Origin of the sequence: Micromonospora sp. DT231, assembly GCF_049847025.1 — a bacterium.
In the GTDB taxonomy this organism is placed as follows: Bacteria; Actinomycetota; Actinomycetes; order Mycobacteriales; family Micromonosporaceae; genus Micromonospora.
This window is the reverse complement of record NZ_JBNCNO010000005.1, coordinates 271,338-292,764: the sequence shown is the minus strand read 5'-3', so window position 1 is coordinate 292,764 and position 21,427 is coordinate 271,338. Positions and strand designations below refer to the sequence as shown.

Below are 21,427 nucleotides of genomic sequence, written 5' to 3'. Positions count from 1 at the left end.
ACCGCGCCGGTCAGATCCAGCCCGCCTCGCCGGCCATCCGCACGGCCTCCACCCGGGTACGCGCGCCCACCTTGCGGGCGATCCGACCGAGATGGTTACGGACGGTGCCACGGGTGAGCCCGAGCGACGCGGCCACCTCCGCGACCGGCGCCCCCGCCGCCGTCAGCTTCAACACCTCGGTCTCGCGGCTGGTCAGCGGGCCGTCCGAGCGCAACGCCGCGACGACGAGATCAGCATCGACCACCGGCTCCCGGCGGGCGAGCCGGCGGATCCCGTCGATGACCCGCTGCGGGGCGGCGTCACTGCGCAGGATGCCGACCGTCCGGGTCGGGCAGAACATGCCGCGCAACCGCCGTGCCCGCTGTGGGTGGGCAAGCACCAGGACGGGGCACCGGCCGAGTCGGCTCGGCTCGACCGCCTCGACGACGTCGAGGTCGGCCACCACCACGTCGGGGCGTTGGGCGCGGACGGCCGCGGAGACCGCGTCGCCCCGGTCGACCTTCGCGACGACATGGATGTCGTCCTCGGCGGCGAGGACGAACGACAGCGCGCCCAGCACCAGGGCACCGTCCAAAGCGAGCAGGGTACGGATCACGACGAACCTTCCCGCACTCCGATAGTGATCACTCAACGTCAATATTCAAACACGCATCCGGCAGGTCCGCACGGCGAGGGGGACGGGTCCGGACCTCTCCACCGGACCCGCCCGCACCGCTACAACCAGCCGTTACACCGCGCGCGCCACACCGCCTCCAACCGGTTGCGCGCCCCCGTCTTGCGCAGGATCACCGACAGGTGGTTGCGCACCGTCCCGTGTGCCAGGTAGAGGCGGGCCGCGATCTCCTTCAGGGGCAGCCCCTCGGCGGCCATCCGCAGCACGTCCATCTCCCGAGGTGTCAGCGGGATCTCCGGTGGGCTCAGCACCGCCACCGCCGCGGCCGGGTCGATCGCCCGTTCCCCGGCCGCCAGCGCACGGATCGCCCGTACCAGCTCCGCCAGGGAGCTGTCCTTCCCGACCAGGCCGCGCGCGCCAGCCGCCAGCGCCGCCTCCACGAGCGTCGGACTCCACCGGGGGCTCATCGCCAGCACAGCGGCGTGCGGCACGTCGGCGCTGATCCGTGCCACCACCTCCACCGGGTCGGGCGACTCCGGCGTCAGCGCCAGCACCACCACCTCGGGTTGGCACCGCCGCACCACTGTCAACAGCTCGCCGACGCCATCGACGTCGGCCACCACCTTCATGTCCTCCTCACCTGACAGCGCGGCGCAGAGCGCACCGCGCAGCAAACCCATGTCCTCGGCGACGACAACGTGGATCACCACGTTTCTCCGATCTCAGGTACGCGTCACACCGGCCACCGATCCCGGAACATCCACGGGTTGGTCAGGGCGGTCGTGCGCGACGGACGGATAGGCATGGCCCGGGGCACCGTCACGGCGGACGGGCGCGGGCACTGGTCGACCAGACCGGCGGGTGCGATGGCCGTGTCGGTCAGCCACCCGGGGTCGGTCGACCCGCCTCAGCCGGGGCGGGCGATCGGAGCGGGAGCGCGGTTCGCGACGAGGGGCGGCACGAGGTCGCGGAATCGCCCGGCGCGAAGGTGAGCCTGCCGGTCGTCAGCCCGGACCAGTCCCGGCCCGGGCGGCGATCCGTCGTCGGTGCCGGCGGCGTCCTGGTCGGCCGGCGTGACGGGTCGGCCCGGAAGGCTGGCCTGGGCGGTCACCGGATCCGGGCGCGCGGCGAGATGTCTCGTCGAGGCCCTGGCGCACGCGGGCCCGGCGACGGACAGCCATGGTGGCGCGGCTGTCGTCGCCGCCGCGGCAGGTATCGGGGCCGACGCCGGTTCCGCCGGTCCCGCTGACGGCGTCGGTACCGTCGGCGCGGGTGTCGGGTCGGCCGGCGGCGCGGCGGCCGGCACGAGCGCTGGGGGAGTGGGCGGTGCAGGTGCCGCCGGAACGACCACCGCGTGGACAGCGGGCGCCGGAACGACGCCGGTGACCTGGCGCAGCGCCACGACCAAAGGCCGGATGGGCAGTGCGCTCACGATGTCGACGATGTGCGGTAGCGAGGCGCTCACGATGTCCGCGACGTGCGGCAGTGGGGCGTTCACGGTGTCGACGATGTGCGGGAGTGGGGCGCTCGCGGTGTCGACGATGTGCGGCAGTGGGGCGCTCGCGGTGTCGACGACGTGCGGTAGCGGGGCGGTGATCAGGTCTGCTGCGGGCGTACCGGCCGGTCTGGGCATCGCGGGCCGGCCGGGCACGGCGCGCGCCGCCTGGCGTGCGGGATCAGCGGGTGGTCGCGACGCCTGAACGCGGCGGGCCGGGCGATGAGCCGCGCGGGCTGCGGAGGCTGACCGGTGGCTTTCGCGCGCCGCCGCGCCGGGGGTGTCGACCCGGGGCAGCCGCACGGACACCGGCGGCGTGCCCGCCGACCGTGGCGACCTCGGCGCGGGCGTCACGTCGCGGGGGGCGACGACGCCACTGACGGCCCTGGTCAGCGGGGCGACGGGGTTGCCGGCGCGGCGGTGGTCGGCACCCGCGGCCCGCTGGCGGTCACGGTCGGGGCGTGCCGCCTCCGTGAGGCGCGTGACCGGCTCGACCAGGCCGCCGATCTCCAGCTGGGGCTCGGCACCGGAGCCGCTGCGCATCCCGTCGGCGGCGGCCGGACCCTGGAACAGGGCGGCCAGGAGGAAGCCGGCTCCGACGGCGGCCGCGAGCAGCACCATCCGGCGGACGAGCCTGCGCAGTCGGTCGGCCGCAGGCGGCGCGGACGGGCTTGACGCGGACGTCGGTGCGGTTCCGTTGACGGGACTTCGCACGCGGCCACGACCCCCTTCCCTCTGGATTGCTGACCCATAGTAGCGACGCACTCACGTATCCGCATCCGTTGATTGGTGGTTCCGCACCATGCCCGCCTCGGGGCCGAGCTGAGCGTGTGGACACGGCCGCGCCTCGCTCGGCCGCGGGAGGAAAGCCGCCCGAAGGAGGGAGGCGTCGTCGGGCCGGCGCGACGAGGGTGCTGGTATGCACGCCTGCAGAGATCCGCGTTGGGCGTACGGCGCCCTCGCCTGGTTGATCTTCTTTGTGGTGTCCCACGTGTTCCTGGTGTTCTTTCCCGGTGACGATCCGACCGGTGACGGACCCTGGAGTATGCGGGCCTACGTGATCTTCAACGTCGTGCTCATCTCGGTGTCGGCCGTCGGGGCGGTCGTCGTCCACGCCACCGTCCGTCCCTGGGCTCGACGCCTTCCCCGCTGGTTACTCCTGCCGCCGCTCCTGTGTGGCAGCGTCCTGCTCGTGATCCGGGGCGTTCCCGGGATGGCCGAGAACCTGCTGATGGTCACCGGCGTCCGTCGCGGCGGCTTCGTCGGCGCCGACGACATCTCGACGACCGAGTTCTGGACCGGCCTCGGCATCAACACCTACTTCTTCCTGGGGGCCGTGCTCCTGGTGGGGGCAACCGTCTCCTACGGCCGCCGGACGCCCGGATCCCGCGTGCGTTCGCTGTCGGATCGTCCCGCCGGTACGCTGCATCGGCGACCTCAGCCACCTCCTCGCGCACGGTGAGCGCGGCGACGCACCATCGAGCATTCCCTCAACCGCAGACGAGAGGCGGACCACGACGTGACGGCGGTACCAGGCCAGCTGCGCTCGACCGCGGATCCGGCGGGCGCCGGGCAGGGAGGGGCGGACGAGGATCTGCGGGCGTTGTTCGGGCAGTCCACCGCCGTCTTCGCCTCACTGGCCGGGCCGGAGCATCTGGTGGAGACGGCGAACCCGGCGTTCTTCGCCACCATCGGCGAAGACCGGGCTCGCACCGGGGTCGCCCTGGCGGACCTGATGCCCGAGCTGGCCGGCCAGGGCTTCATCGCTCTGCTGGACCAGGTCTACCGCACGGGTGAGCCCTACACCGGCAGCGACGTCCGGATCCTGCTGGGCACCGGCCCGCAGGCGCGGGAGGCGTTCTTCGACTTCACCTACGAGCCGCGCCGGGACGTCGCCGGTCAGGTCTCCGGGATCCGGGTGCTCGGCGTGGAGACGACCCAGGTCAAGCAGGCCCAACGGCTGATGGCCGAACACCGCGCCCTGTTGGAGCAGATCGCCCGTCAGGCACCCCTGACCGAGGTGCTCGACGGGATGGCCCGCTGCATCGAGAATCTCGCACCGCAGGAAGTGTTCGTCTCCGTACTCCTCGCCGATGCCGACGGCCGGCACCTGCGCCACGGCGCCGCACCCAGCCTGCCCGACTTCTACAACGAGGCCATCGACGGGATCGCCACCGGCGAAGGCGTCGGGTCTTGTGGCACCGCCGCCCACCGCCGGCAGCCGGTGATCGTCACCGACATCGGCACCGACCCGTTCTGGGACGACTTCCGGCACCTGGCCGAGCAGGCTGGCCTGTCGGCCTGCTGGTCCACGCCGATCCTGGCCCGCGACGGCGGCCTCCTGGGCACCTTCGCCATGTACCACCGCACCCCGCGCGCCCCGCAGGACTCCGACCTCGCCCTTGCCCGGGTCTTCGCCGGCACCGCCGCCCTGGCCATCGAGTGTCACCACAGCGAGCAGGCGCGCCGAGCCGCCGAAGCACGCGCCAGGTCCGCCCATGACGAGCTGGCCAGGGTGGTACGCGTGGAACGGGAGCTGCGCGCCGAGGCCGAGCAGCGCGCGAGTGTCGCCGCGGAACTCGCCGCCCGGATGCGCGCCGCGGCGGCCGCGCAGGCCGCCATGCCGCACCCGGAGCACTGCGAGCTCGGTGGCGCCCTGGGATGCACCGCCCCGGCCGAGATCAAGATCGCCGACTCGTGGGGCGACGCGGCGTGGGGCTGCTCCGCCCACGTCGAGGAAGCCATCCTCAACGTACGGTCGGTCTTCATCGCCAGCGAAGAGCTCGGCGGCCTGGCCGCGTACCTCAAGCGCTAGGGCCTGTGTCAAGAGGAGTTGGGGACGCGGCCCACGCCGTCGGTCACCGCGTGACCGGGGTAGTGTCCGCGTCGTGCTGCGGCGGTGGATCCTGGCGATCGTGATGGTGGCGTGCGGCGTGCTGGTCCTGGTGACGCAACTGACCGCCGGCCTGCCCGCCGTCGGCGGCGTCGAGTTGGTGGTCTTCCTGGCGCTGGCATTCGTGCTGTCGCCGTGGGCGTTCCCCCGCTCGGTGGACGCCGCCGAGGCGCAACGGGCCAGCGCGGCGGACGGACGGCCGATCGTGTACTGGCGCCCGGGGTGTCGTTACTGCCTCCAGCTCCGGTTCGCGCTCGGCCGGCTCGCCGGGCGGGCGCACTGGGTGGACATCTGGCAGGACCCGGCGGGTGCCGCCGCGGTCCGGGCGGTGGCCGGTGGCAACGAGACGGTGCCCACCGTCGTGCTCGGCGGTCGGGCCGTGGTGAACCCCGACCGGGCCTGGCTCCGCGAGCAGCTCCACTCGGGCTGAGCAGGACCGCGGGGCGACGGACCGTGTCACGCCGCGCCGCGGCCGACCGGTCGTCGCGGCGACGGGGGAGCATGGGTGGCCGGTTACGGCAAAGCCGCCCGGAACCAGCTCGGGTGCCGGCACGATGAGATGGATTCGCTGGGTGGCACGGTGAGCGGGGGTCGGCCATGAACGACGGATTGGTGACCAGGCGGAGTGCCCACGACGTCGCGGAGACGGTCTCGGCGCTGCGGGCCGAGGCGGAACGCCTGGGCGCGGCCGTGGCGGCGGTGGTCGACCACGCGGCGGCGGCTCGCAAGGCCGGGCTGAGCATGCCCGAGACGCAGGTCATCATCTTCGGCAACCCGCAGGCGGGCACGCCGCTCATGCAGGCCCGTCCCGAGATCGCCATCGACCTGCCGATGCGACTCATGGTGCGCGACGACGGCCAGCCCGGCTCGCTGATCACCTGGCAGGACCCCGCGTACCTCGCCCGGCGTTACGGACTGGGCGAGGACCAGCTCGCACCCCTGAACGCCCCGGCAAAGATCGCCTTGGCGGTCGAGGGTCGCTGAGCGCGGCCCCGGCGCCGCCGCTCCAGCGCCACGTACGGTGAGCGCGCCGTGGATCCACCCGTACGCGTCCCCGGCCGGGCTGCCTGTCGACATCAACGCTGTTGACTTCCTCGATACCCTGCAGGGGCCGCTCGGGGAGAGGTCGTTGATGTTGAAGGACGTCACGTCGATACGTGTGGTCGCCTATTTTCCGTGCCAGCTGTCGGCGGAGGCCGCGTCCTGGCGTGCCGAATCGACCCGGTGGAGTGTCACCGACGGGCTCACCGACCTGGCGTTGCAGCCCTACGGTCAACGGCTGCTCGACGAGCTGCTGGGCAGCATGCCACGGCCGACCATGGAGATCAGCGGTGGCGCGGAGGTGCTGCGGACGCCCGGGGACGAGGAGATCGAGGCCAGCCTGCTGCCCAGTACCGTCGCCGGTGCGTGGCGGGTGATCTCCGCCCGGATCAGTCTCTGGAACGTCGACTGCGGTCTCCTGTGCGTCACCTACCAGCTGCCGGACGGCATCGTCGACGGCACCGGCGACGATGTGGTCGCCGAGGTCGCCCCGGCGGTCCAGCGGATGCTGCCCGCGGTGACCCGGTTGTTACGCGCCGTCCTGCCGCCGGTCGGCGAGGACGAGATGTTCGTCCTCTGGGGCAACACCACATTCGCCGTCCAGGTGGACCCGGAGTGCGTTCCGGCACGACGGCGCGCCATCGCTGAGCAGTTGACCCCGGACGGTGTCGACTGCACGCCCGACGGCGCCCGGGATGCCGTGTTGCGGGTCGGCTCGCACACCACAGCCGTGGTCACCGACTTCGGGTCCCGTCCGGCGCTGCTGCTGTCGCGGTTGACCGGGGTGCAGCACGTCTGCTGGGCCGCGGCGCTGCGATACGACGCGGTGCTGTCGGCGGAGCTGTCCCAGATCGAGCCGGGACGCGCCGGCCTGTCCCTCAACGCGCTCGAAGAACAGTCCGCACGCATCCTCACCGGCTACCACCGGATCCGCCTGTTCCGGCTCGGCTACTCGTCGGTGGAGGCGCATCTCGACGCGGATGCCGGAGCCGTCTGGAACGCCCTGGAGCGGCAGTGGAAGTTCCGACTCGTCCTCACCACGCTGGACGAGCGGCTCGACTTCGTCCGTACGCTGCACCAGCAACTTGTCGGCCGGCTCCAGGACCGCCGTTCCCGTCTGCTCAACGAGCTCGTCCTGGCCTTCACCTTCCTCAACATCTTCGCCATCGTGCTGGCCGCCCTGACCTTCGTGGCGCTGCCGAGCCTCGATGTCGGGCTCGTGGCGTCGATGATCGGGTTGGTGCTGCTGCTGGCAAACCTGAGCGCGTACCTCGCCTTCCGGCGCCAGATCAACGACCCGGGTCGAAACCCGCGCGCGTCGTCGTCGGTGTCGACGCGACCCTGACCTGCTTGCCGAGCCCTCCGGGCCGCGTCGCGGGTGCTCGGGTCAGGTGGCCGTCGGCACCGCCTCTCGCTCCCGGGTGCTGGTCCGGCGGGCGGCGACGGCTCCCTGGCGCAGCAGCGGCAGGAGCTGCGTGCCCTGGCGATCGATCTCCGGAAGGTAGGGCGTGTCGGAGAGCACGAAGTGCGTGATGCCGAGACGCTCGTACCGGCGCAGTGATCGCGCCACGTCCTCGGCCGAGCCGACCAACCACGTGGTGCCGGCCCCACCACCGCCGTACCTGCCGGGCGCGGTGTAGAGGTTGTCGTCGAGCACGTCTCCGCGCGCGGCGAGGTCGAGCAGCCGCCGTTGGCCGACGGCGGCCTGCCAGTGCGGGTTGCGCTCGATGCCGCCGCTGCGGCGGGCCAGCTCGGCGACCTTCGCCTCGGCGTCGGCCCACGCCTGCTCGGTGGTGTCCCGGACCAGGGTGGTGACCCGTAGCCCGAACTCCAACGGGGCGTGCTCGCGCCCCAGCTTCTCGCTGAGCTGCCGCAGCCGCTCGATCCGCTCGGCCACGCCGTCGAGCGGCTCGCCCCAGAAGAGCTGGACGTCGGCCTCGGTGGCGGCCACCTCCTCGGCGGCGGCCGAGGCGCCACCGAAGTACAACGTCGGGTGCCGGCGCTCGCCCCGGACGACCGGTCGGGGTGCCAGGGCGGAGTCGGTGACGCTGAAGTGGGCGCCGCGATAGGTGACCCGCTCGGTGGTCCACAACCTGCGCGCGATCTGGATGAACTCTCTGGTCCGGGCGTACCGCGCGGCCTGGTCGCCGTCGCTGTCGCCGTACGCGGCCAGGTTGTCCTTGCCCGACACGATGTTGACGAGCACCCGCCCCTGGGTGAGGTGGTCCAACGTCGCGGCGGCGGCGGCGAAGTGGGCCGGACGCCAGTAGCCGGGCCGGATCGCGATCAGCGGTTGGAACGTCGTGGTGCGGGCGGCCAGCGCGGCGGCGACGGTGAAGGTGTCGGGGCGACTCCAGCCGGTGCCGATGAGCGCACCGGCCCACCCGTGTTGCTCGATGGCCCGGGCGTGACCGGTGAGGGTGTCCAGGCTGTTGTGGTGCTGGACGACGTCGTCGCCGCGGTGGCCGGGTTCGACCTGGTTGGGGATGTACCAGAGGAACTTCGAACTCATCAGCCGTTCCTCCCGCCGCGACGCCGGTGCTCCGGGTCGGTCAGCGACGGCGGCTGGTATCCGGCGTCGGCGGGGTTCAGCGTGGTGCCCGGCGGGACGATGGCGTCGATCCGGTCCAGCACGTCGCGGGACAGGCTCACCTTGGCCGCGCCGAGCTGTGACTCCAGGTGGGTGAGCGTGCGCGGGCCGATGATCGCCGACGTGACGGCCGGGTGCTCCAGGACGAACGCGACAGCCAGGTGGATCAACGACAACCCGGCCTCGTCGGCGAGGGCGGCCAGCTTGTCGACGGCGGCGAGCTTGGCGGCGTTCGCCGGGCGCGTCGGGTCGAACCGGGCGGGGAGTCGGTCGGCCCGGCGGGAGATCGGGGCGTCGAGCCCGCCGTGGTAGCGCCCGGAGAGCCAACCACCGGCCAGCGGGCTCCACGGGATCACCGCCAGGTCGTAACGCTGCGCCACCGGCAGCACCTCGCGCTCGATCTCGCGGGCCAGGATCGAGTACGGCGGCTGCTCGCTGACCACCCGTTCCCGGCCGCGCCGCTGCGCGATCCACTGACCCTCCACGATGGCCGAAGGCTCGAACGTGGAGGTGCCGATGTAGCGGATCTTGCCCTGGCGCACCAGGTCGGTGAGCGCGCCCAGGGTCTCGTCGAAGTCGGTGTCCGGCTCCGGCCGGTGCACCTGGTACAGGTCGATCCAGTCGGTGCTCAGCCGGCGCAGGCTGTTCTCCACCGCCCGGACGATCCAGCGGCGGGAGTTGCCCCGGTGCTGCGGGTTGTCGCCCACCTGACCGTGGAACTTGCTGGCGAGGAAGACCTCGTCGCGACGCCCAGCGGCGAGGGCCTTGCCGACGATCTCCTCCGACTCGCCGTGCGAGTAGACGTCGGCGGTGTCGATGGCGTTGATGCCCGCGTCGAGCGCCCGGTGGATGATCCGGATGCCGTCCTCGTGGTCGGGGTTACCCCGTTGGCCGAAGTTCATCGCGCCCAGTGTCAGCGAGCTGATGCGTACGCCGGTGCGTCCGAAGGGTCGTTGGTCGACCATGGTTCGTCCTCTCCTGGTGGTCAGTGGGAAGCGGCGGCGAGCCGCCGGGCGGACTGGTTGACCGGGCGGGGCAGCCCGTAGTGGTCGCGCAGGGTGGTCCCGGTGTATTCGGTGCGGAACAGGCCCCGGCGCTGGAGGATCGGCACGACCTGGTCGACGAACGTCTCCAGCCCGGACGGCAGCACCGGCGGCATGATGTTGAAGCCGTCGGCGGCGCCGCTGCGGTACCACTCCTCGATGGCGTCGGCGACCTGCTCCGGCGTGCCGGCGAAGGTGCGGTGCCCGCGTCCGCCCCCGAGCCGGCCGATGAGTTGGCGGACGGTCAGGCGTTCCCGCCGGGCCAGGGTGACGATGAGGGTGTACCTGCTCTTGGCGCCCTGGATCTCGTCCTCGCTGGGCAGGTCGGCGGGCAGTTCCTTGTCCAGGTCGAGGTCTTCCGGTGCCACTCGCAGGGTGGTGGCGAGCTGGGCTCTCGCGTACTCCGGTTTGATCAGCCGGTCCAGCTCCTCCTCCAGCGCGCGGGCCTCCGCCTCGGTGGCGGCGACCGCCGGCACGATGCCGGGCAGGATCTTGACGGAGTCCGGGTCGCGGCCGAACTGCGCGGCACGCCGCTTGAGATCGCGGTAGAAGTCCTGCGCCTCGGCGAGCGTCTGCTGTGCGGTGAAGACGGCCTCGGCGTACCGGGCGGCCAACTCCTTGCCGTCCTCGGACGACCCGGCCTGCACCAGTAGCGGGTAGCCCTGCGGTGAGCGGGGCACGTTGAGCGGGCCGGCCACCCGGAAGTGCCGTCCGACGTGGCGGGGCGGGTAGAGCAGGTTGTCGTCGCCCCACCGGCCGGCGTCCTTGTCGCCGAGTGGCGCGTCGTCGTCCCAGCTGTCCCAGAGCTTCAGGGAGACCTCCAGGAACTCGGCGGCTCGCTCGTACCGGTCCCGGTGGGCGGGCAGCTCGTCCAGGTTGAAGTTGCGGGCCGCGTCCACGCCTGCGGTGGTGACGATGTTCCACCCCGCCCGGCCGCCGCTGACGTGGTCCAGCGACGCGAACCGGCGGGCCAGGTTGAACGGCTCGTTGTACGTCGTCGAGGCGGTCGCGATGAGCCCGATGTGTTGTGTCGCGCCGGCCAGCGCGGTGAGCAGCACCGTCGGTTCGAGTGTGCCCGCCGGCCGCCGGCCGATGCTGTTCCAGAGCACCGGGCTGTCGGCGAGGAAGAGCGAGTCGAGCTTGCCCCGTTCGGCGATGCGCGCCAGGCGCGTGAAGTGCGCGACGTCGGTCTGCGCGAACGGGTCGCTCTCCGGCAGCCGCCAGGCCGCCTCGTGGTGGCCGACGCCCATCAGGAACGCGTTGAGGTGCAGCATGGTCATCCCTCCGTCGGGTCGACGCCGAGTGCGCGGAGCAGGGTTTCGCGGTAGGCGAGGAATTGCGGCTGCCGGTACGAGCGGGGCGTCGGCAGGTCGATGGCGAGGTCGACGGCGATCCGGCCGGCGTCGAGCAGCAGTACCCGGTCGGCCAGGGTGATCGCCTCGTCGACGTCGTGGGTGACGAGCAGGACCGTGGGCCGGTGCCGGGCGCACAACTCGCGCAGCAGGCCGTGCATGCGGAGTCGGGTCAGCGCGTCCAGCGCGCCGAACGGCTCGTCGGCGAGCAGCAGGTTCGGCTCGGACACCAGCGCCCGGGCCAGCGCCACCCGTTGCTGCTCGCCACCGGACAGCTCGCTGGGCCAGGCCCGTTCCCGTCCGGCCAGTCCGACCTCGGCGAGTGCCGCCTGGCCGCGCGTGTGGGCGTCCGGTCCGCGCAGGCCGAGAACCACGTTGTCCAGCACCCGCTGCCAGGGCAGCAGGCGGGCGTCCTGGAAGACGACCGAGGAGTTCTCCGGCACGTCGACCAGGCCGGAGCCGGTGGCCTCGCCGTCCAGGCCGGCGAGCGCACGCAGCAGGGTGCTCTTGCCCGAGCCGCTGCGGCCCAGCAGCGCGACGAACTCGCCCTCGCCGATCTCCAGGTCGAACCCGTCCAGGACGGCCCGATCCCCGAAGCCGCGGATCAACCCCCCGACCCGGACGGTACGGGTGGCGGTCAGTCCGCCATGGTGCGTCGCCATGACAGGGCCCTCCTCTGCACGAGTCGGACGGCACCGTCGGACAGCAGTCCGAGCAGTCCGTACAGCACGAGTCCGACGATGATCACGTCGGTCTGGCCGTACTCGCGGGCCAGGTCCATCATGTAGCCGATGCCGCTCGTCGAGTTGATCTGCTCGACGACCACCAGGGACAGCCACGCCCCGACGACCGCGAACCGCATGCCGAGCAGGAAGCCGGGCAACGCTCCGGGCAGCACGATCCGGCGGATGAAGGCGGTCCGCCGCAGTCGCAGCGACTCACCCAGCTCGACGTACCGGCTGTCGATGGTGCGCAGCCCGTTGTGGGTGTGTATGTAGACGGGGACGAACACGCCGAGCGTGATGGTGATGACCTTCATCTGCTCGCCGATGCCGAACCAGAGGACGAGCAGCGGGATCAGCGCGAGGGCCGGGATGGCCCGCTTGATCTGGATCGGACCGTCGAGGATGGCCTCGCCCCACCGGCTCAGGCCCGCGAGCACGGCCAGCACCGTGCCGACGACGGTGCCGATGGCGAGGCCCAGGCCGGCGCGCTGCGCCGAGACGATCAGGTTGTCCTGAAGTCGCCCGTCGGCGATGAGGTCACCCGCCGTCGTCACCACGGTCCAGGGCGCCGACAGGGTACGGGGATCGATCCAGCCGCCCGCCGAACCGGCCGACCAGACCGCCAGCAGCAGGAACGGCCCGATCGCCGACCCGAACGGGATGGGGCGACCCGGCTTCAGCCGACGCCGTGGGCGACTGGCGGGAACCGTGATGGCCGGTCCGGGCCGGGTCAGTGTCGAGGCGGTCACTTGGCGCCTCCCGCGGTCAGTGCCTGCGCGGCGACGGATTCGTACCGTCGGTCGTACAGGTTCTCGGCCTTGAGGGGCTTGTTGCCCGTCTCCTTGGCCAGCAGATCGATGGTTTCCTGGTGCCGGCCGATGGCCTCGGTCCAACTGGCCGGGATGTCGGCGAGGCCGGCGTTCTCGACCAGCCACTTGCCGTCGTCGCGGGTCAGCCCCTGGTCCTTGACGTAGTACCGCTCGATCCACTCGTCGGGATTGGCCTCGCGCCACCGCCAGGCCCGCGCCCACACCTGCACGTACTCGCGGATGGCGGCCGCCTTGGCCGGGTCGCCGAGCACGGTGACCGGCGCGTACAGGTGACCGGGGTCGTCCCGCAGTCCGTGCGCGATCGCTGTCGCGCCGTCCCGGGCGTACTTGGTCTCGTAGCGTTTGATCTGTACGCCGCCGATCGGCGCGACCTCGACCTGGCGGCTGGCGAGCGCTGTCGCGTAGACGTCGCCGGTGCTGGGCAGCTCGACCAGCTTGACGTCCTTCTGGCCGAGGCCGGCCTTGTGCAGCACCCGCAGCACCAGCGCCCCCTGTGCCTGCCCCGGGCTGTACGCGATCTTCTTGCCCCGCAGGTCGGCGAGGGTGGCGACCCGGACGCCGGGTGCGATGCCGAGCCGGTAGAGGGCGTGGTTGAGCGGGTCCTGGCGGTACTTCGAGGCGACGATCTTCGTGGGGATGCCCGTCCAGTGCGAGTGGATCGGCGGGATGTCGGCGACCGCTCCGATGTCCAGCGCCTTCGCGCGGAATGCCTCAAGGGTCTGTGGGCCGCCGCTGATGTTCGCCCACTCCACGTCGAAGGTCAGCTTCTCCGCCTCTCCGGAGAACTCGATCGCCTTCTGGTGCTCCTTGTCTCCGATGACGAGCTTGGTGCCCTTCGGCACGGCCTCCGGCAGTGGCGCGCCGGCGGCCAGGGTCACGGCGGGTGTCTCGTCGCCGGCGCAGGCGGTCAGGCCCAGCGTGACCACGCCGAGGGCGGCCGACAGGATGGCCCGGCGATCCAGGAGGGGTGGTGACGTCACTTGCGACTCCTTCGTAGCTGGTTGCACGACGGGACCGCGCCCCACGTGGTCGAGGGGCGGCGCCGTCGCCGTGACTGCCGATCGGCGGCTCGGCGAGCACGATCGTGTGCTCGCCAGCGGGCACCCGCCGGGTGAACGGCAGGCGCCAGGCGATCGGCTCGGCGCGCTTCTGTTGATCGGTTCGAGGAGGCGGCTGCCGGTCGTCGTCGAGCCGGCGGCGCCGCGGATGGGGGAGGGGGTTGACGCTCGCTCAGCGGCAGCAGCGGCAGCAGCCGCAGGCGGCGGTCCAGCCGCGGCAGCATCCCCGCGACACCGCGATGGCGGTGCCCCGAAGCAGGGTGTGCTGGCTGGTCATGGGTACGACGCTAATCCACAATTCCTATGTGTCAACTAGGATTTCATGCGCTGGGACGCGCGAGGGGTGACAATGGATAGAAATACCTAAATCTCTTCCGAGGGTGCGCACCCCGCGCCGGGTCAGAGCCGAGGGAGCCAGCGACCCCGCGTCCGAGCCGGCCACCAGGCGGACCCCGGCCCGGTGCAGGGTGGCGATGCCGTCGCGCAGCGCGGCCTCGCCCTGCTCCACCTTGGCCTCAGCGATCAACAGGCGCCAGCCGGACCGGATCGTCGATTGTGGTGCCGGTGCGGGTGGCCCGTGCCGCACCCCAGTCGTACAGGGCCTGCAACACCGGGGCCAGGCTCAGTCCCTCCTCGGTGAGCCGGTACTCGACGTGCGGTGGGGTGGTCTCGCGGTCGTGCCGCAGGATGAGCCCGTCGGCCTCCAACTCGCGCAGACGCTGGGTCAACATCTTCTCGCTGACTCCCGGCATCCGGCGGCGCAGTTCGCCGTAGCGGTGTACGCCCTCCTTGAGATGGGCCAGGATCACCGGCCGCCACTTGCCGCCGATGACGTCGACGGCGAACTCCACCGGGCAGTGATAACGCTTGGGCATCGTGGCCTCCCTCGGGGCACGCACCAGATGGTGCGTACTTGATCGCCGCCGCTACGGGTGTTGGGCTGTCCCCATGGTCATCGAGTACATCAGGTACCGGGTGCCGCAGGAGCGGCTGGACGGGTTCGAGGCGGCGTACGAGCGGGCCGCCGAGGCGCTGCGCGCCGCGCCGGAGTGCGTGGACTACGAGTTGAGCCGCTGCCTGGACGACCCCTCCTGCTCCGTGCTGCGCATTACCTGGACGTCGGTCGACGAGCACCTCAACGGGTTTCGGGGCGGCCCGGTGTTCGGGCGGTTCTTCGCCGCGATCAGGCCGTACGTCGAGGACATCGAGGAGATGCGGCACTACCGCCGAACCGGGATCTCCGGGCCCGGTGGCGGCGCACCGCCGAGCCTGTACGAGTGGGCCGGCGGTGGCGACGCGTTCGTACGGCTCTGCGACGCCTTCTACCGTCTGGTCCGCGCCGACGACCTCCTCGCGCCGCTCTTCGCGCACATGGACCCGGCGCACGCCCACCACGTGGCGATGTGGCTGGCCGAGGTCTTCGGCGGCCCGGCCACCTACACCGCCGAGCGCGGCGGTTACCGGCACATGCTCGGCCAGCACCTGGGCCTGACGATCAGCGAGGCGCAGCGTCGGCGGTGGGTGAACCTGATGATGGACGCCGCCGACGAGACCGGCCTGCCCGACGATCCGGAGTTCCGTGCCGCCTTCACGGGCTACCTCGAGTGGGGCACCCGGTTGGCGGTCCGCAACTCCCAACCGGACGCGGACCCGATCCGACGGGCACCGGTGCCACGCTGGGGCTGGGGTGTCGCGCCGCCGTACCGGGACGGCTCGCGGCCGGCGTGACGCAGGGGGCGGAATAGGCTTCGGCGATGAGTGGCGTGCTGAGCGGTACCCGAGACTCGACGAATCCCCTTCGCCAGCTCACGATCGACCAGCTCCGCGAACGGACGAGCCTCAAGTGGCGGGAGTACCCCGACGACGTGCTGCCGCTCTGGGTCGCGGAGATGGACGTGCCGCTGGCCGAGCCGGTCGCGGCGGCGATCACCGACGCGGTCGCGCGCGGCGACACCGGCTACCCCGCCGGGACGGCGTACCCGCGGGCACTTGCGGATTTCGCCCGGCGTCGGTGGGGTTGGGACGGGCTGGCGGTGGAGCGCACCGCGCTGGTGCCCGACGTGATGCACGGCGTCGTCGAGGCGCTGCGGCTGGTCACCGAGCCGGGGGACGCGGTGGTCGTCAACTGTCCGGTCTACCCGCCGTTCTACGAGTTCGTGGCGCACGCCAGCCGCCGGATCGTGGAGGCGCCGCTCGGCGCGGACCTGCGGCTCGACCTCGGCGCGCTGGAGGACGCCTTCCGGCAGGCTCGGGTCGGCGGGCGACAGGCGGCGTACCTGCTGTGCAGCCCGCACAACCCGACCGGCGTCCTGCACACCGCCGACGAGTTGGCCGCCGTCGCCGGGCTGGCGCGACGGCACGGGTTGCGGGTGGTCGCCGACGAGATCCACGCCCCGGTGGTGGGTGGGGGAGCGCGCTTCGTGCCGTACCTCTCGGTGCCCGGCACGGAGAACGGCCTGTCGCTCATGTCGGCCTCCAAGGGGTGGAACCTGGCCGGCCTGCGCGGTGGGCTGCTCATCGCCGGCCCGGCCGCGGCCGGAGACCTCGCCCGCGTTCCGTTCGAGGCCAGCGTCAGCACCAGCCACCTCGGCGTGATCGCGCACACCGCCGCCTTCCGCGACGGCGGCGACTGGCTCGACGCCCTGTTGGCCGGCTTGGACGACAACCGTCGGCTCCTCACCGCGCTGCTCGCCGAGCACCTGCCGGCCATCCGTTACCAACCCGGTCAGGCCACGTATCTCGCCTGGCTCGACTGCCGCGCCCTCGGCCTCGGCGACGACCCCGCCGCGGTGTTCCTCGACCGTGGTCGGGTGGCGCTCAACTCGGGTTCGGCCTTCGGCACCGGTGGCGACGGGCACGTGCGGCTGAACCTGGCCACCGCGCCGGAGCTGATCATCGAGGCGGTACGCCGGATGGCGGCAGCCGTCGCCGGCTGAGTCACGTCGCCGAGAGCGTGGTGGTGACGGCGCTGAGATGTTTCGGTCTCGCGGAACGGGTATTCAGGCGCACCGGCGCGGCCGTGGGTGGAACAGTGTCACGGAGTAAGGGAGTGCGTGTTATGTCTGATCCGCAGCCCACAATCGTTCTCGTGCACGGCGCGTTCGCCGAGTCGGGCAGCTGGAACGGCGTGATCGAGCGGCTGGGCGCCGCGTACGACGTGGTCGCTGCCGCCAACCCGCTGCGGGAGGTCGCCGGCGACGCCGCGTACGTCCGGGACGTGGTACGCGGGATCGGCGGCCCGGTCATCCTCGTCGGACACTCCTACGGCGGCATGGTGACCACGCAGGCCGCTGCCGACGAACCACTGGTGCGGGCCCTCGTGTACGTCAACGCCTTCTGCCCGGACACCGGCGAGTCGGGGCTGTCGCTGTCCGGGAAGTTCCCCGGCAGCACGCTCGCCGACACGCTTGTGAAGTACCCGCTGTCGACCGGCGGCAATGAGGTGGCGATCGGCCAGGACACCTTCCACAAGCAGTTCGTCGCGGACGTGTCGGCCGACGTCGCCGCGCAGATGGCCCGGACCCAGCGACCGATCACCGAAAAGGCCCTGGGTGACGGGCTCACCGGCGACCCGGCCTGGCGATCGTTGCCCAGCTGGTTCGTCTTCGGGGACGCGGACAACAACATCCCGGCCGCCGCGCACCGGTTCATGGCCGAGCGGGCCCAACCGCGAGGCCAGCGTGAGGTCGCCGGTGGTTCGCACGCCATGGTGGTGGCCCGGCCGAGTGAGGTCACCGAGACGATCATCGAGGCGGTCCGGGGCGTGGGCGGCTGACGTCCGATCCCGGAGGGCACGCCGGCCGACCGCTGCCCCGGTCGGCCGGCGTGCCGCACGGCTGCGGCCCCGCGTCACGACGCGGGGCCGCAGCCGTGCGCCTACCAACCGCCCGCGCCCGCTGGTGTCGAGGATTCCGCCGGACGGAATGAGCACGCCGTATTGGCGATGCCAAATCCGAGTCGGATCCATGACGCAGGCGTGATCGAGGCCTTTCTGGGCCCCGACGCTGCGTGCTAGCCTGCCTCAACTCTTGCAGGTAAAGCCCCAATCAGGCACTGATCACCTCGGGTGATTGTGGGAGGGCACATGGACAGACTGCAGGCTCTTTCGGTCTTACGCGAGGTTGCGGTCGAGGTGTTGACGGTCGAGCCGGAGGCGGTGACCGAGGACGCCGACTTTCGCAAGGATCTCGACGCGGAGAGTCTCGACCTGGTGGAGCTTCTGATGGCGCTCGAGGACCGGCTCGGGATCCGACTGCCGCAGGACGGTCTGCGGGGGATCAACACCGTCGGGCAGGCGCTCGACATGGTGCTCGCCGGCGGGGCCGGCGATGCCACCGAGGGCACCGGGGTGGTGGGGGAGGCCGAACGGAAGACGCCCGCCTGATGACGGGCGACAGCCCTGTCCGGCACCGGGTTGCCGTCACCGGGCTGAGCGCCAGGACGCCGGCCGGCGACACCCCCGACACACTGTGGACGGTGCTGCGGTCCGGGCGATCGGTCATCGGCCCGATCCGGAGCTTCGACGCCTCCGGGCTCGCGACCCGCATCGCCGGTGAGATCCAGGGCTTCGATCCGACCGCCTACCTGACTCCGAAAATGGTCCGGCAGACCGATCGGGTCAGCCAACTCGCCTTCGCGGCGGCGCTCGACGCGTTCACCGACGCCGACACCAGAGACTTCGACCCGGACCGGTGCGCCGTCGTGGTCGGCACCGGCATGGGCGGATCGGACAGCTTCTACCGGCAGGTCCGCGCGTTCATCGAGAACGGCCCGGACCGGATCAGCCCGTGGGCGATCCCGATGATCATGCCGAACGCGGCGGCGTCGCTCATCGCCCGGCACCTGCGCTGGCGTGGACCGAACTTCTGCATCTCGACCGCCTGCACGGCCGGCGCGAACGCGATCGGTGAGGGCGTCCGGCTCATCCGTGACGGCAGCGCCGACGTCGTCCTGGCCGGCGGCGCGGAGGCGGCGGTCAACCCCATCGTCGTCGCCGGGTTCGCCCGGATGCACGCGCTGAGCACCCGCAATGCCGAGCCGGAGACCGCCTCGCGTCCGTTCGACGGCGCACGGGACGGTTTCGTGCTCGCCGAGGGCGCGGCCTTCGTGCTGCTGGAGCGCCTCGACCGGGCGCTGGCCCGGGGCGCCCGCGTCCACGGTGAGGTCACCGGCTACGGGTTCAACAGCGACGCGTACCACTCCACGATGCCGCACCCGGAGGGGCGCGGCGCGGTGCACTGCATGCGGCTGGCGTTGCGCGACGCCGGAGTGGACCCGGGCGACGTCGCGCACATCAACGCCCACGGCACCTCGACGACGCTCAACGACGCCGCCGAGGCGCAGGCCATCCACACCGTCTTCGGCGGCGCCGCACCGCCGACCACCTCGACGAAGGGCACGCTGGGACACCTGATCGGGGCCGCCGGCGCGGTCGAGGTCGTCGCATCGTTGCTCGCCCTGCGCCACGGCGAGATCCCACCAACGGCCAACCTGAGCACCCGCGGGTCCGACATCCCCATCGACGTCGTCGCCGACGCCCCGCGCGCCGGCCGTCCCGGCCCGATCCTGACGAACTCGTTCGCTTTCGGCGGGCACAACGCCTCGCTGGTGCTCGCCTCCGTCGACGACGGCGCAGCGGTCGTCCACTCCAACTGAATCATCCGCACCGTCCAATCGAGACAAGGTGGTCGAGGGTGAACATCCAGGCCGCCCCGGCGGGGCCCGGCAGCGTCATCGACAGCATCGGCGTCGCACTTCCCGACCGGGTCATGACCACCCGCGAGGTGCTCGACGGGTGCCGGAGCCGGTTGGCCCTGCCGCTGGAACAGACCACCGGCATCGTGTCGCGGCGCGTCGCCGGTGACGTCGAGTACGCCCTCGACCTGGCCACCCGGGCCGCGCAGGACTGCGTCTCCCGCTCGTCGATCGGGCCCGCCGACGTCGACCTGCTCATCAGCGCCAGCATCTCCCGTGTCGACAGCCCGGACCGGTCGACGTACGAGCCGTCGGCGGCCACCCAACTGCGCCACCGGCTCGGCTGCGAACGGGCCTGGGCGTTCGACGTGACGAACGCGTGTGCCGGCCAGTTCACCGGCATCTACGTCGCCGACGCGCTCATCCGGGCCGGCGAGATCGGTTCGGCGCTGATCGTCAGCGGGGAGTACATCTCCCATCTCATGCGGACCGCCCAGTTGGAGATCACCGACGAGCTCGACGCCCGCGTCGCCTGCCTGACGCTCGGTGACGCGGGTGCGGCGGTCCTGCTGACCCGGGCCGACGACGGGCCGGGGGGCTTCGACCACATCGGCATCCGTACCGTCGGGCGGTACCACAACCTGTGCGTGGCCGGGCCGACCGACCAGCCGCACGGTGGCGTGATCATGAAGACCGACATGATGGGTCTGGCGGCCGTCGGCATCCGGGAGATGGTCAAGCACACCCAACAGGCCCTCGCCGCGATGGGCCTGTCGCCGACGGACTTCGACCGGTTCATCCCGCACCAGACGTCGACGCTGGCGATCCAGGCCGCCGTCCGTCGTACGAACAAGGTCTTCGGCGGTGTGGTGTTGGACGAGCGGGACGTCATCAACAACCTGCCGAGGCGGGGCAACACCGCGACCACGACGCACCCGGTCGCGCTGCGCGACGCGAGCCGCGACGGGCGGATCCGGACCGGCGACCGGGTGCTGTTCGAGGTCGCCGCGTCCGGCGTCAACGTCGGCACCGCCGCGTACCGGCTGGACGGGCTGCCCGACCGGCTGGCCCGGGGGACCCGCTCGGCGCGGACCGCGCCCCCGCGCCCCCGCCCGACGCGATGGTCGGACCCGGTGCGCGCCGTCGCGATCGGCCTCACCGAACCCCAACCCGCGACCGGAGCCTTGACCGGAGCCGCGACCGGAGCCGCGACCGGAGCCGCGGCCGGAGCCGCGACCGGAGCCGCGACCGCGGCCGGGCCCGACGTGACGACGCTCCAGCTCATCCGGGCCGCCACCGACGACTGCCTGCGCCGGGCGGGCGTCCGCGCCTCCGGCGTCGACCTGCTCATCCACGTCGGCGTGTACCGCACCGGCATGATCGCCGAGCCGGCGATCGCGGCGATCGCCGCGGGCGAGCTGGGCTTCGACGGCAGCACCGCCGCCACCGGCGAAATCCTCGCCTTCGACGTCACGAACGGCGCGCTCGGCATGCTCGACGGCTGCCGGATCGCCGCCGAACTCATCCGGGCCGGCAAGGCCGACACCGCCGTCGTGGTCGCCTCCGAGGTCGAGCAACGCGAGCCCGGTGCCGCCGGGCCCGCGGTGGCCAGGTGCGGCTCGGCGGTGCTGCTGCGCCTCGACCCCGACCGGGCCAGCGGCTTCCTCGGTTTCCACAGCCGCTCCGTCGCGACGCCCGCCGCCGACCGGGGCGCCTGGGTGATGCAGGACGGCGGGCACAGCTTCATCCGCGCCACCGACCGTGCCGAGCCCGCCGCGGCGTACGCCGAGCACCTGCCCGTTGTCGTCGCCGAGCTGCTGGACCGCCTGCGGGTACGCCCCGACGCGATCCGCGCGGTCGTACCGCCCTGGCTGCCACCGCCGGTCGAGCGCCGGCTGCGCGACACCTGGCCGGTGCTCGGTCCACGGCTGGCCGCGCTGCCGCCCGCGCGCGACGGCACCGACCTGTTCACCTCGGCCCTGCCGATGGGCCTGCGCGCCGTGTCCGCCGGCGGCGCATCGCCAGGCGAACTGGTGGTGGTCGTCGGCGCGAGCACCGGCATGGAGATCGGCGCCGCGCTGTACCGCATCTGA

Annotated in this window: 21 protein-coding genes; 11 read left to right on the top strand and 10 right to left on the bottom strand. The window is 72.2% G+C overall.

The features are described from left to right. Positions 1-10: 10 nt before the first annotated feature. The 3 genes from ACPXBU_RS15650 to ACPXBU_RS15640 all read right to left on the bottom strand — a co-directional run bounded on the left by ACPXBU_RS15650 (position 11) and on the right by ACPXBU_RS15640 (position 2,729). On the bottom strand, positions 11-595 hold the full coding sequence (locus tag ACPXBU_RS15650) for a response regulator transcription factor (protein WP_393361575.1): 585 nt from the start codon (positions 593-595) through the stop codon (positions 11-13). Between the two features lie 119 nt (positions 596-714). Next, positions 715-1,320, bottom strand: a complete 606-nt coding sequence (locus ACPXBU_RS15645; RefSeq protein WP_393361572.1) for a response regulator transcription factor — start codon at positions 1,318-1,320, stop codon at positions 715-717. A 200-nt stretch (positions 1,321-1,520) separates the two neighbouring features. Beyond that, positions 1,521-2,729 carry a hypothetical protein gene (locus tag ACPXBU_RS15640; RefSeq protein WP_425758562.1) on the bottom strand — a complete coding sequence of 403 codons (1,209 nt, stop codon included), beginning with the start codon at positions 2,727-2,729 and terminating at the stop codon, positions 1,521-1,523. A 298-nt stretch (positions 2,730-3,027) separates the two neighbouring features. On the opposite strand from ACPXBU_RS15640, the gene ACPXBU_RS15635 reads away from it, so the two are divergent. The 5 genes from ACPXBU_RS15635 (at position 3,028) to ACPXBU_RS15615 (ending at position 7,387) form a co-directional block, all read left to right on the top strand. Beyond that, complete coding sequence (locus ACPXBU_RS15635) at positions 3,028-3,570, top strand: hypothetical protein (protein ID WP_425758561.1); 543 nt, start codon at positions 3,028-3,030, stop codon at positions 3,568-3,570. A 57-nt stretch (positions 3,571-3,627) separates the two neighbouring features. Further along, positions 3,628-4,923, top strand: a complete 1,296-nt coding sequence (locus tag ACPXBU_RS15630) for a GAF domain-containing protein (RefSeq protein WP_425758560.1) — start codon at positions 3,628-3,630, stop codon at positions 4,921-4,923. Between the two features lie 73 nt (positions 4,924-4,996). Further along, on the top strand, positions 4,997-5,431 hold the full coding sequence (locus ACPXBU_RS15625; protein ID WP_425758559.1) for a glutaredoxin domain-containing protein: 435 nt from the start codon (positions 4,997-4,999) through the stop codon (positions 5,429-5,431). Between the two features lie 182 nt (positions 5,432-5,613). Continuing rightward, positions 5,614-5,985 carry a DUF302 domain-containing protein gene (locus ACPXBU_RS15620; protein WP_393361557.1) on the top strand — a complete coding sequence of 124 codons (372 nt, stop codon included), beginning with the start codon at positions 5,614-5,616 and terminating at the stop codon, positions 5,983-5,985. Positions 5,986-6,022: 37 nt separating this feature from the next. Beyond that, complete coding sequence (locus ACPXBU_RS15615) at positions 6,023-7,387, top strand: hypothetical protein (RefSeq protein ID WP_425758558.1); 1,365 nt, start codon at positions 6,023-6,025, stop codon at positions 7,385-7,387. A gap of 42 nt (positions 7,388-7,429) precedes the next feature. On the opposite strand, the gene ACPXBU_RS15610 is transcribed toward ACPXBU_RS15615, so the two are convergent. From ACPXBU_RS15610 to ACPXBU_RS15580, 7 genes are all read right to left on the bottom strand, one after another. Continuing rightward, positions 7,430-8,554: an LLM class flavin-dependent oxidoreductase gene (locus ACPXBU_RS15610; protein WP_425758557.1), complete on the bottom strand. Its 1,125-nt coding sequence runs from the start codon at positions 8,552-8,554 to the stop codon at positions 7,430-7,432. Beyond that, complete coding sequence (locus ACPXBU_RS15605; protein WP_425758556.1) at positions 8,554-9,597, bottom strand: aldo/keto reductase; 1,044 nt, start codon at positions 9,595-9,597, stop codon at positions 8,554-8,556. The genes ACPXBU_RS15610 and ACPXBU_RS15605 overlap by 1 nt, the downstream gene beginning before the upstream one ends. Before the next feature lie 20 nt (positions 9,598-9,617). Beyond that, on the bottom strand, positions 9,618-10,955 hold the full coding sequence (locus ACPXBU_RS15600; protein ID WP_393361539.1) for an LLM class flavin-dependent oxidoreductase: 1,338 nt from the start codon (positions 10,953-10,955) through the stop codon (positions 9,618-9,620). Further along, positions 10,952-11,689, bottom strand: a complete 738-nt coding sequence (locus ACPXBU_RS15595; protein WP_425758555.1) for an ABC transporter ATP-binding protein — start codon at positions 11,687-11,689, stop codon at positions 10,952-10,954. Before ACPXBU_RS15595 ends, ACPXBU_RS15600 begins: the two co-directional genes overlap by 4 nt. Next, positions 11,665-12,501: an ABC transporter permease gene (locus tag ACPXBU_RS15590; protein WP_425758554.1), complete on the bottom strand. Its 837-nt coding sequence runs from the start codon at positions 12,499-12,501 to the stop codon at positions 11,665-11,667. Before ACPXBU_RS15590 ends, ACPXBU_RS15595 begins: the two co-directional genes overlap by 25 nt. Further along, positions 12,498-13,562 carry an ABC transporter substrate-binding protein gene (locus ACPXBU_RS15585; RefSeq protein ID WP_393361531.1) on the bottom strand — a complete coding sequence of 355 codons (1,065 nt, stop codon included), beginning with the start codon at positions 13,560-13,562 and terminating at the stop codon, positions 12,498-12,500. Before ACPXBU_RS15585 ends, ACPXBU_RS15590 begins: the two co-directional genes overlap by 4 nt. Before the next feature lie 593 nt (positions 13,563-14,155). Further along, the gene (locus ACPXBU_RS15580) at positions 14,156-14,515 is read right to left on the bottom strand and encodes a winged helix-turn-helix transcriptional regulator (protein WP_425758553.1); all 360 of its coding nucleotides are present in this window, start codon (positions 14,513-14,515) and stop codon (positions 14,156-14,158) included. Positions 14,516-14,588: 73 nt separating this feature from the next. Between ACPXBU_RS15580 and ACPXBU_RS15575 the strand changes: the two genes are divergently transcribed. From ACPXBU_RS15575 to ACPXBU_RS15550, 6 genes are all read left to right on the top strand, one after another. Then, positions 14,589-15,368: a group II truncated hemoglobin gene (locus ACPXBU_RS15575; RefSeq protein ID WP_393361524.1), complete on the top strand. Its 780-nt coding sequence runs from the start codon at positions 14,589-14,591 to the stop codon at positions 15,366-15,368. 26 nt (positions 15,369-15,394) lie between these two features. Beyond that, positions 15,395-16,576, top strand: a complete 1,182-nt coding sequence (locus ACPXBU_RS15570) for a MalY/PatB family protein (RefSeq protein WP_425758552.1) — start codon at positions 15,395-15,397, stop codon at positions 16,574-16,576. A 122-nt stretch (positions 16,577-16,698) separates the two neighbouring features. Further along, on the top strand, positions 16,699-17,415 hold the full coding sequence (locus ACPXBU_RS15565) for an alpha/beta fold hydrolase (protein ID WP_425758551.1): 717 nt from the start codon (positions 16,699-16,701) through the stop codon (positions 17,413-17,415). A gap of 309 nt (positions 17,416-17,724) precedes the next feature. Next, a complete protein-coding gene (locus ACPXBU_RS15560) occupies positions 17,725-18,024 on the top strand; it encodes an acyl carrier protein (protein ID WP_393361516.1) in 300 nt (99 codons plus the stop codon). Continuing rightward, positions 18,024-19,295 (top strand): beta-ketoacyl-[acyl-carrier-protein] synthase family protein, encoded by a 1,272-nt coding sequence (locus ACPXBU_RS15555; RefSeq protein ID WP_425758550.1) that lies wholly within the window; start codon positions 18,024-18,026, stop codon positions 19,293-19,295. The genes ACPXBU_RS15560 and ACPXBU_RS15555 overlap by 1 nt, the downstream gene beginning before the upstream one ends. 38 nt (positions 19,296-19,333) lie before the next feature. Then, entirely contained in the window at positions 19,334-21,427 is a 2,094-nt protein-coding gene (locus ACPXBU_RS15550; RefSeq protein ID WP_425758549.1) for a 3-oxoacyl-[acyl-carrier-protein] synthase III C-terminal domain-containing protein, read from the top strand.

Bases quoted from the DNA above. Each gene is read 5' to 3' on its own strand.
- ACPXBU_RS15640 (WP_425758562.1), bottom strand. From the start codon at position 2,729: ATGGTGCTGCTCGCGGCCGCCGTCGGAGCCGGCTTCCTCCTGGCCGCC.
- ACPXBU_RS15635 (WP_425758561.1), top strand. From the start codon at position 3,028: ATGCACGCCTGCAGAGATCCGCGTTGGGCGTACGGCGCCCTCGCCTGG.
- ACPXBU_RS15610 (WP_425758557.1), bottom strand. From the start codon at position 8,554: ATGAGTTCGAAGTTCCTCTGGTACATCCCCAACCAGGTCGAACCCGGC.
- ACPXBU_RS15605 (WP_425758556.1), bottom strand. From the start codon at position 9,597: ATGGTCGACCAACGACCCTTCGGACGCACCGGCGTACGCATCAGCTCG.
- ACPXBU_RS15600 (WP_393361539.1), bottom strand. From the start codon at position 10,955: ATGACCATGCTGCACCTCAACGCGTTCCTGATGGGCGTCGGCCACCAC.
- ACPXBU_RS15595 (WP_425758555.1), bottom strand. From the start codon at position 11,689: ATGGCGACGCACCATGGCGGACTGACCGCCACCCGTACCGTCCGGGTC.
- ACPXBU_RS15580 (WP_425758553.1), bottom strand. From the start codon at position 14,515: ATGCCCAAGCGTTATCACTGCCCGGTGGAGTTCGCCGTCGACGTCATC.
- ACPXBU_RS15575 (WP_393361524.1), top strand. From the start codon at position 14,589: ATGGTCATCGAGTACATCAGGTACCGGGTGCCGCAGGAGCGGCTGGAC.
- ACPXBU_RS15570 (WP_425758552.1), top strand. From the start codon at position 15,395: ATGAGTGGCGTGCTGAGCGGTACCCGAGACTCGACGAATCCCCTTCGC.
- ACPXBU_RS15565 (WP_425758551.1), top strand. From the start codon at position 16,699: ATGTCTGATCCGCAGCCCACAATCGTTCTCGTGCACGGCGCGTTCGCC.
- ACPXBU_RS15560 (WP_393361516.1), top strand. From the start codon at position 17,725: ATGGACAGACTGCAGGCTCTTTCGGTCTTACGCGAGGTTGCGGTCGAG.
- ACPXBU_RS15555 (WP_425758550.1), top strand. From the start codon at position 18,024: ATGACGGGCGACAGCCCTGTCCGGCACCGGGTTGCCGTCACCGGGCTG.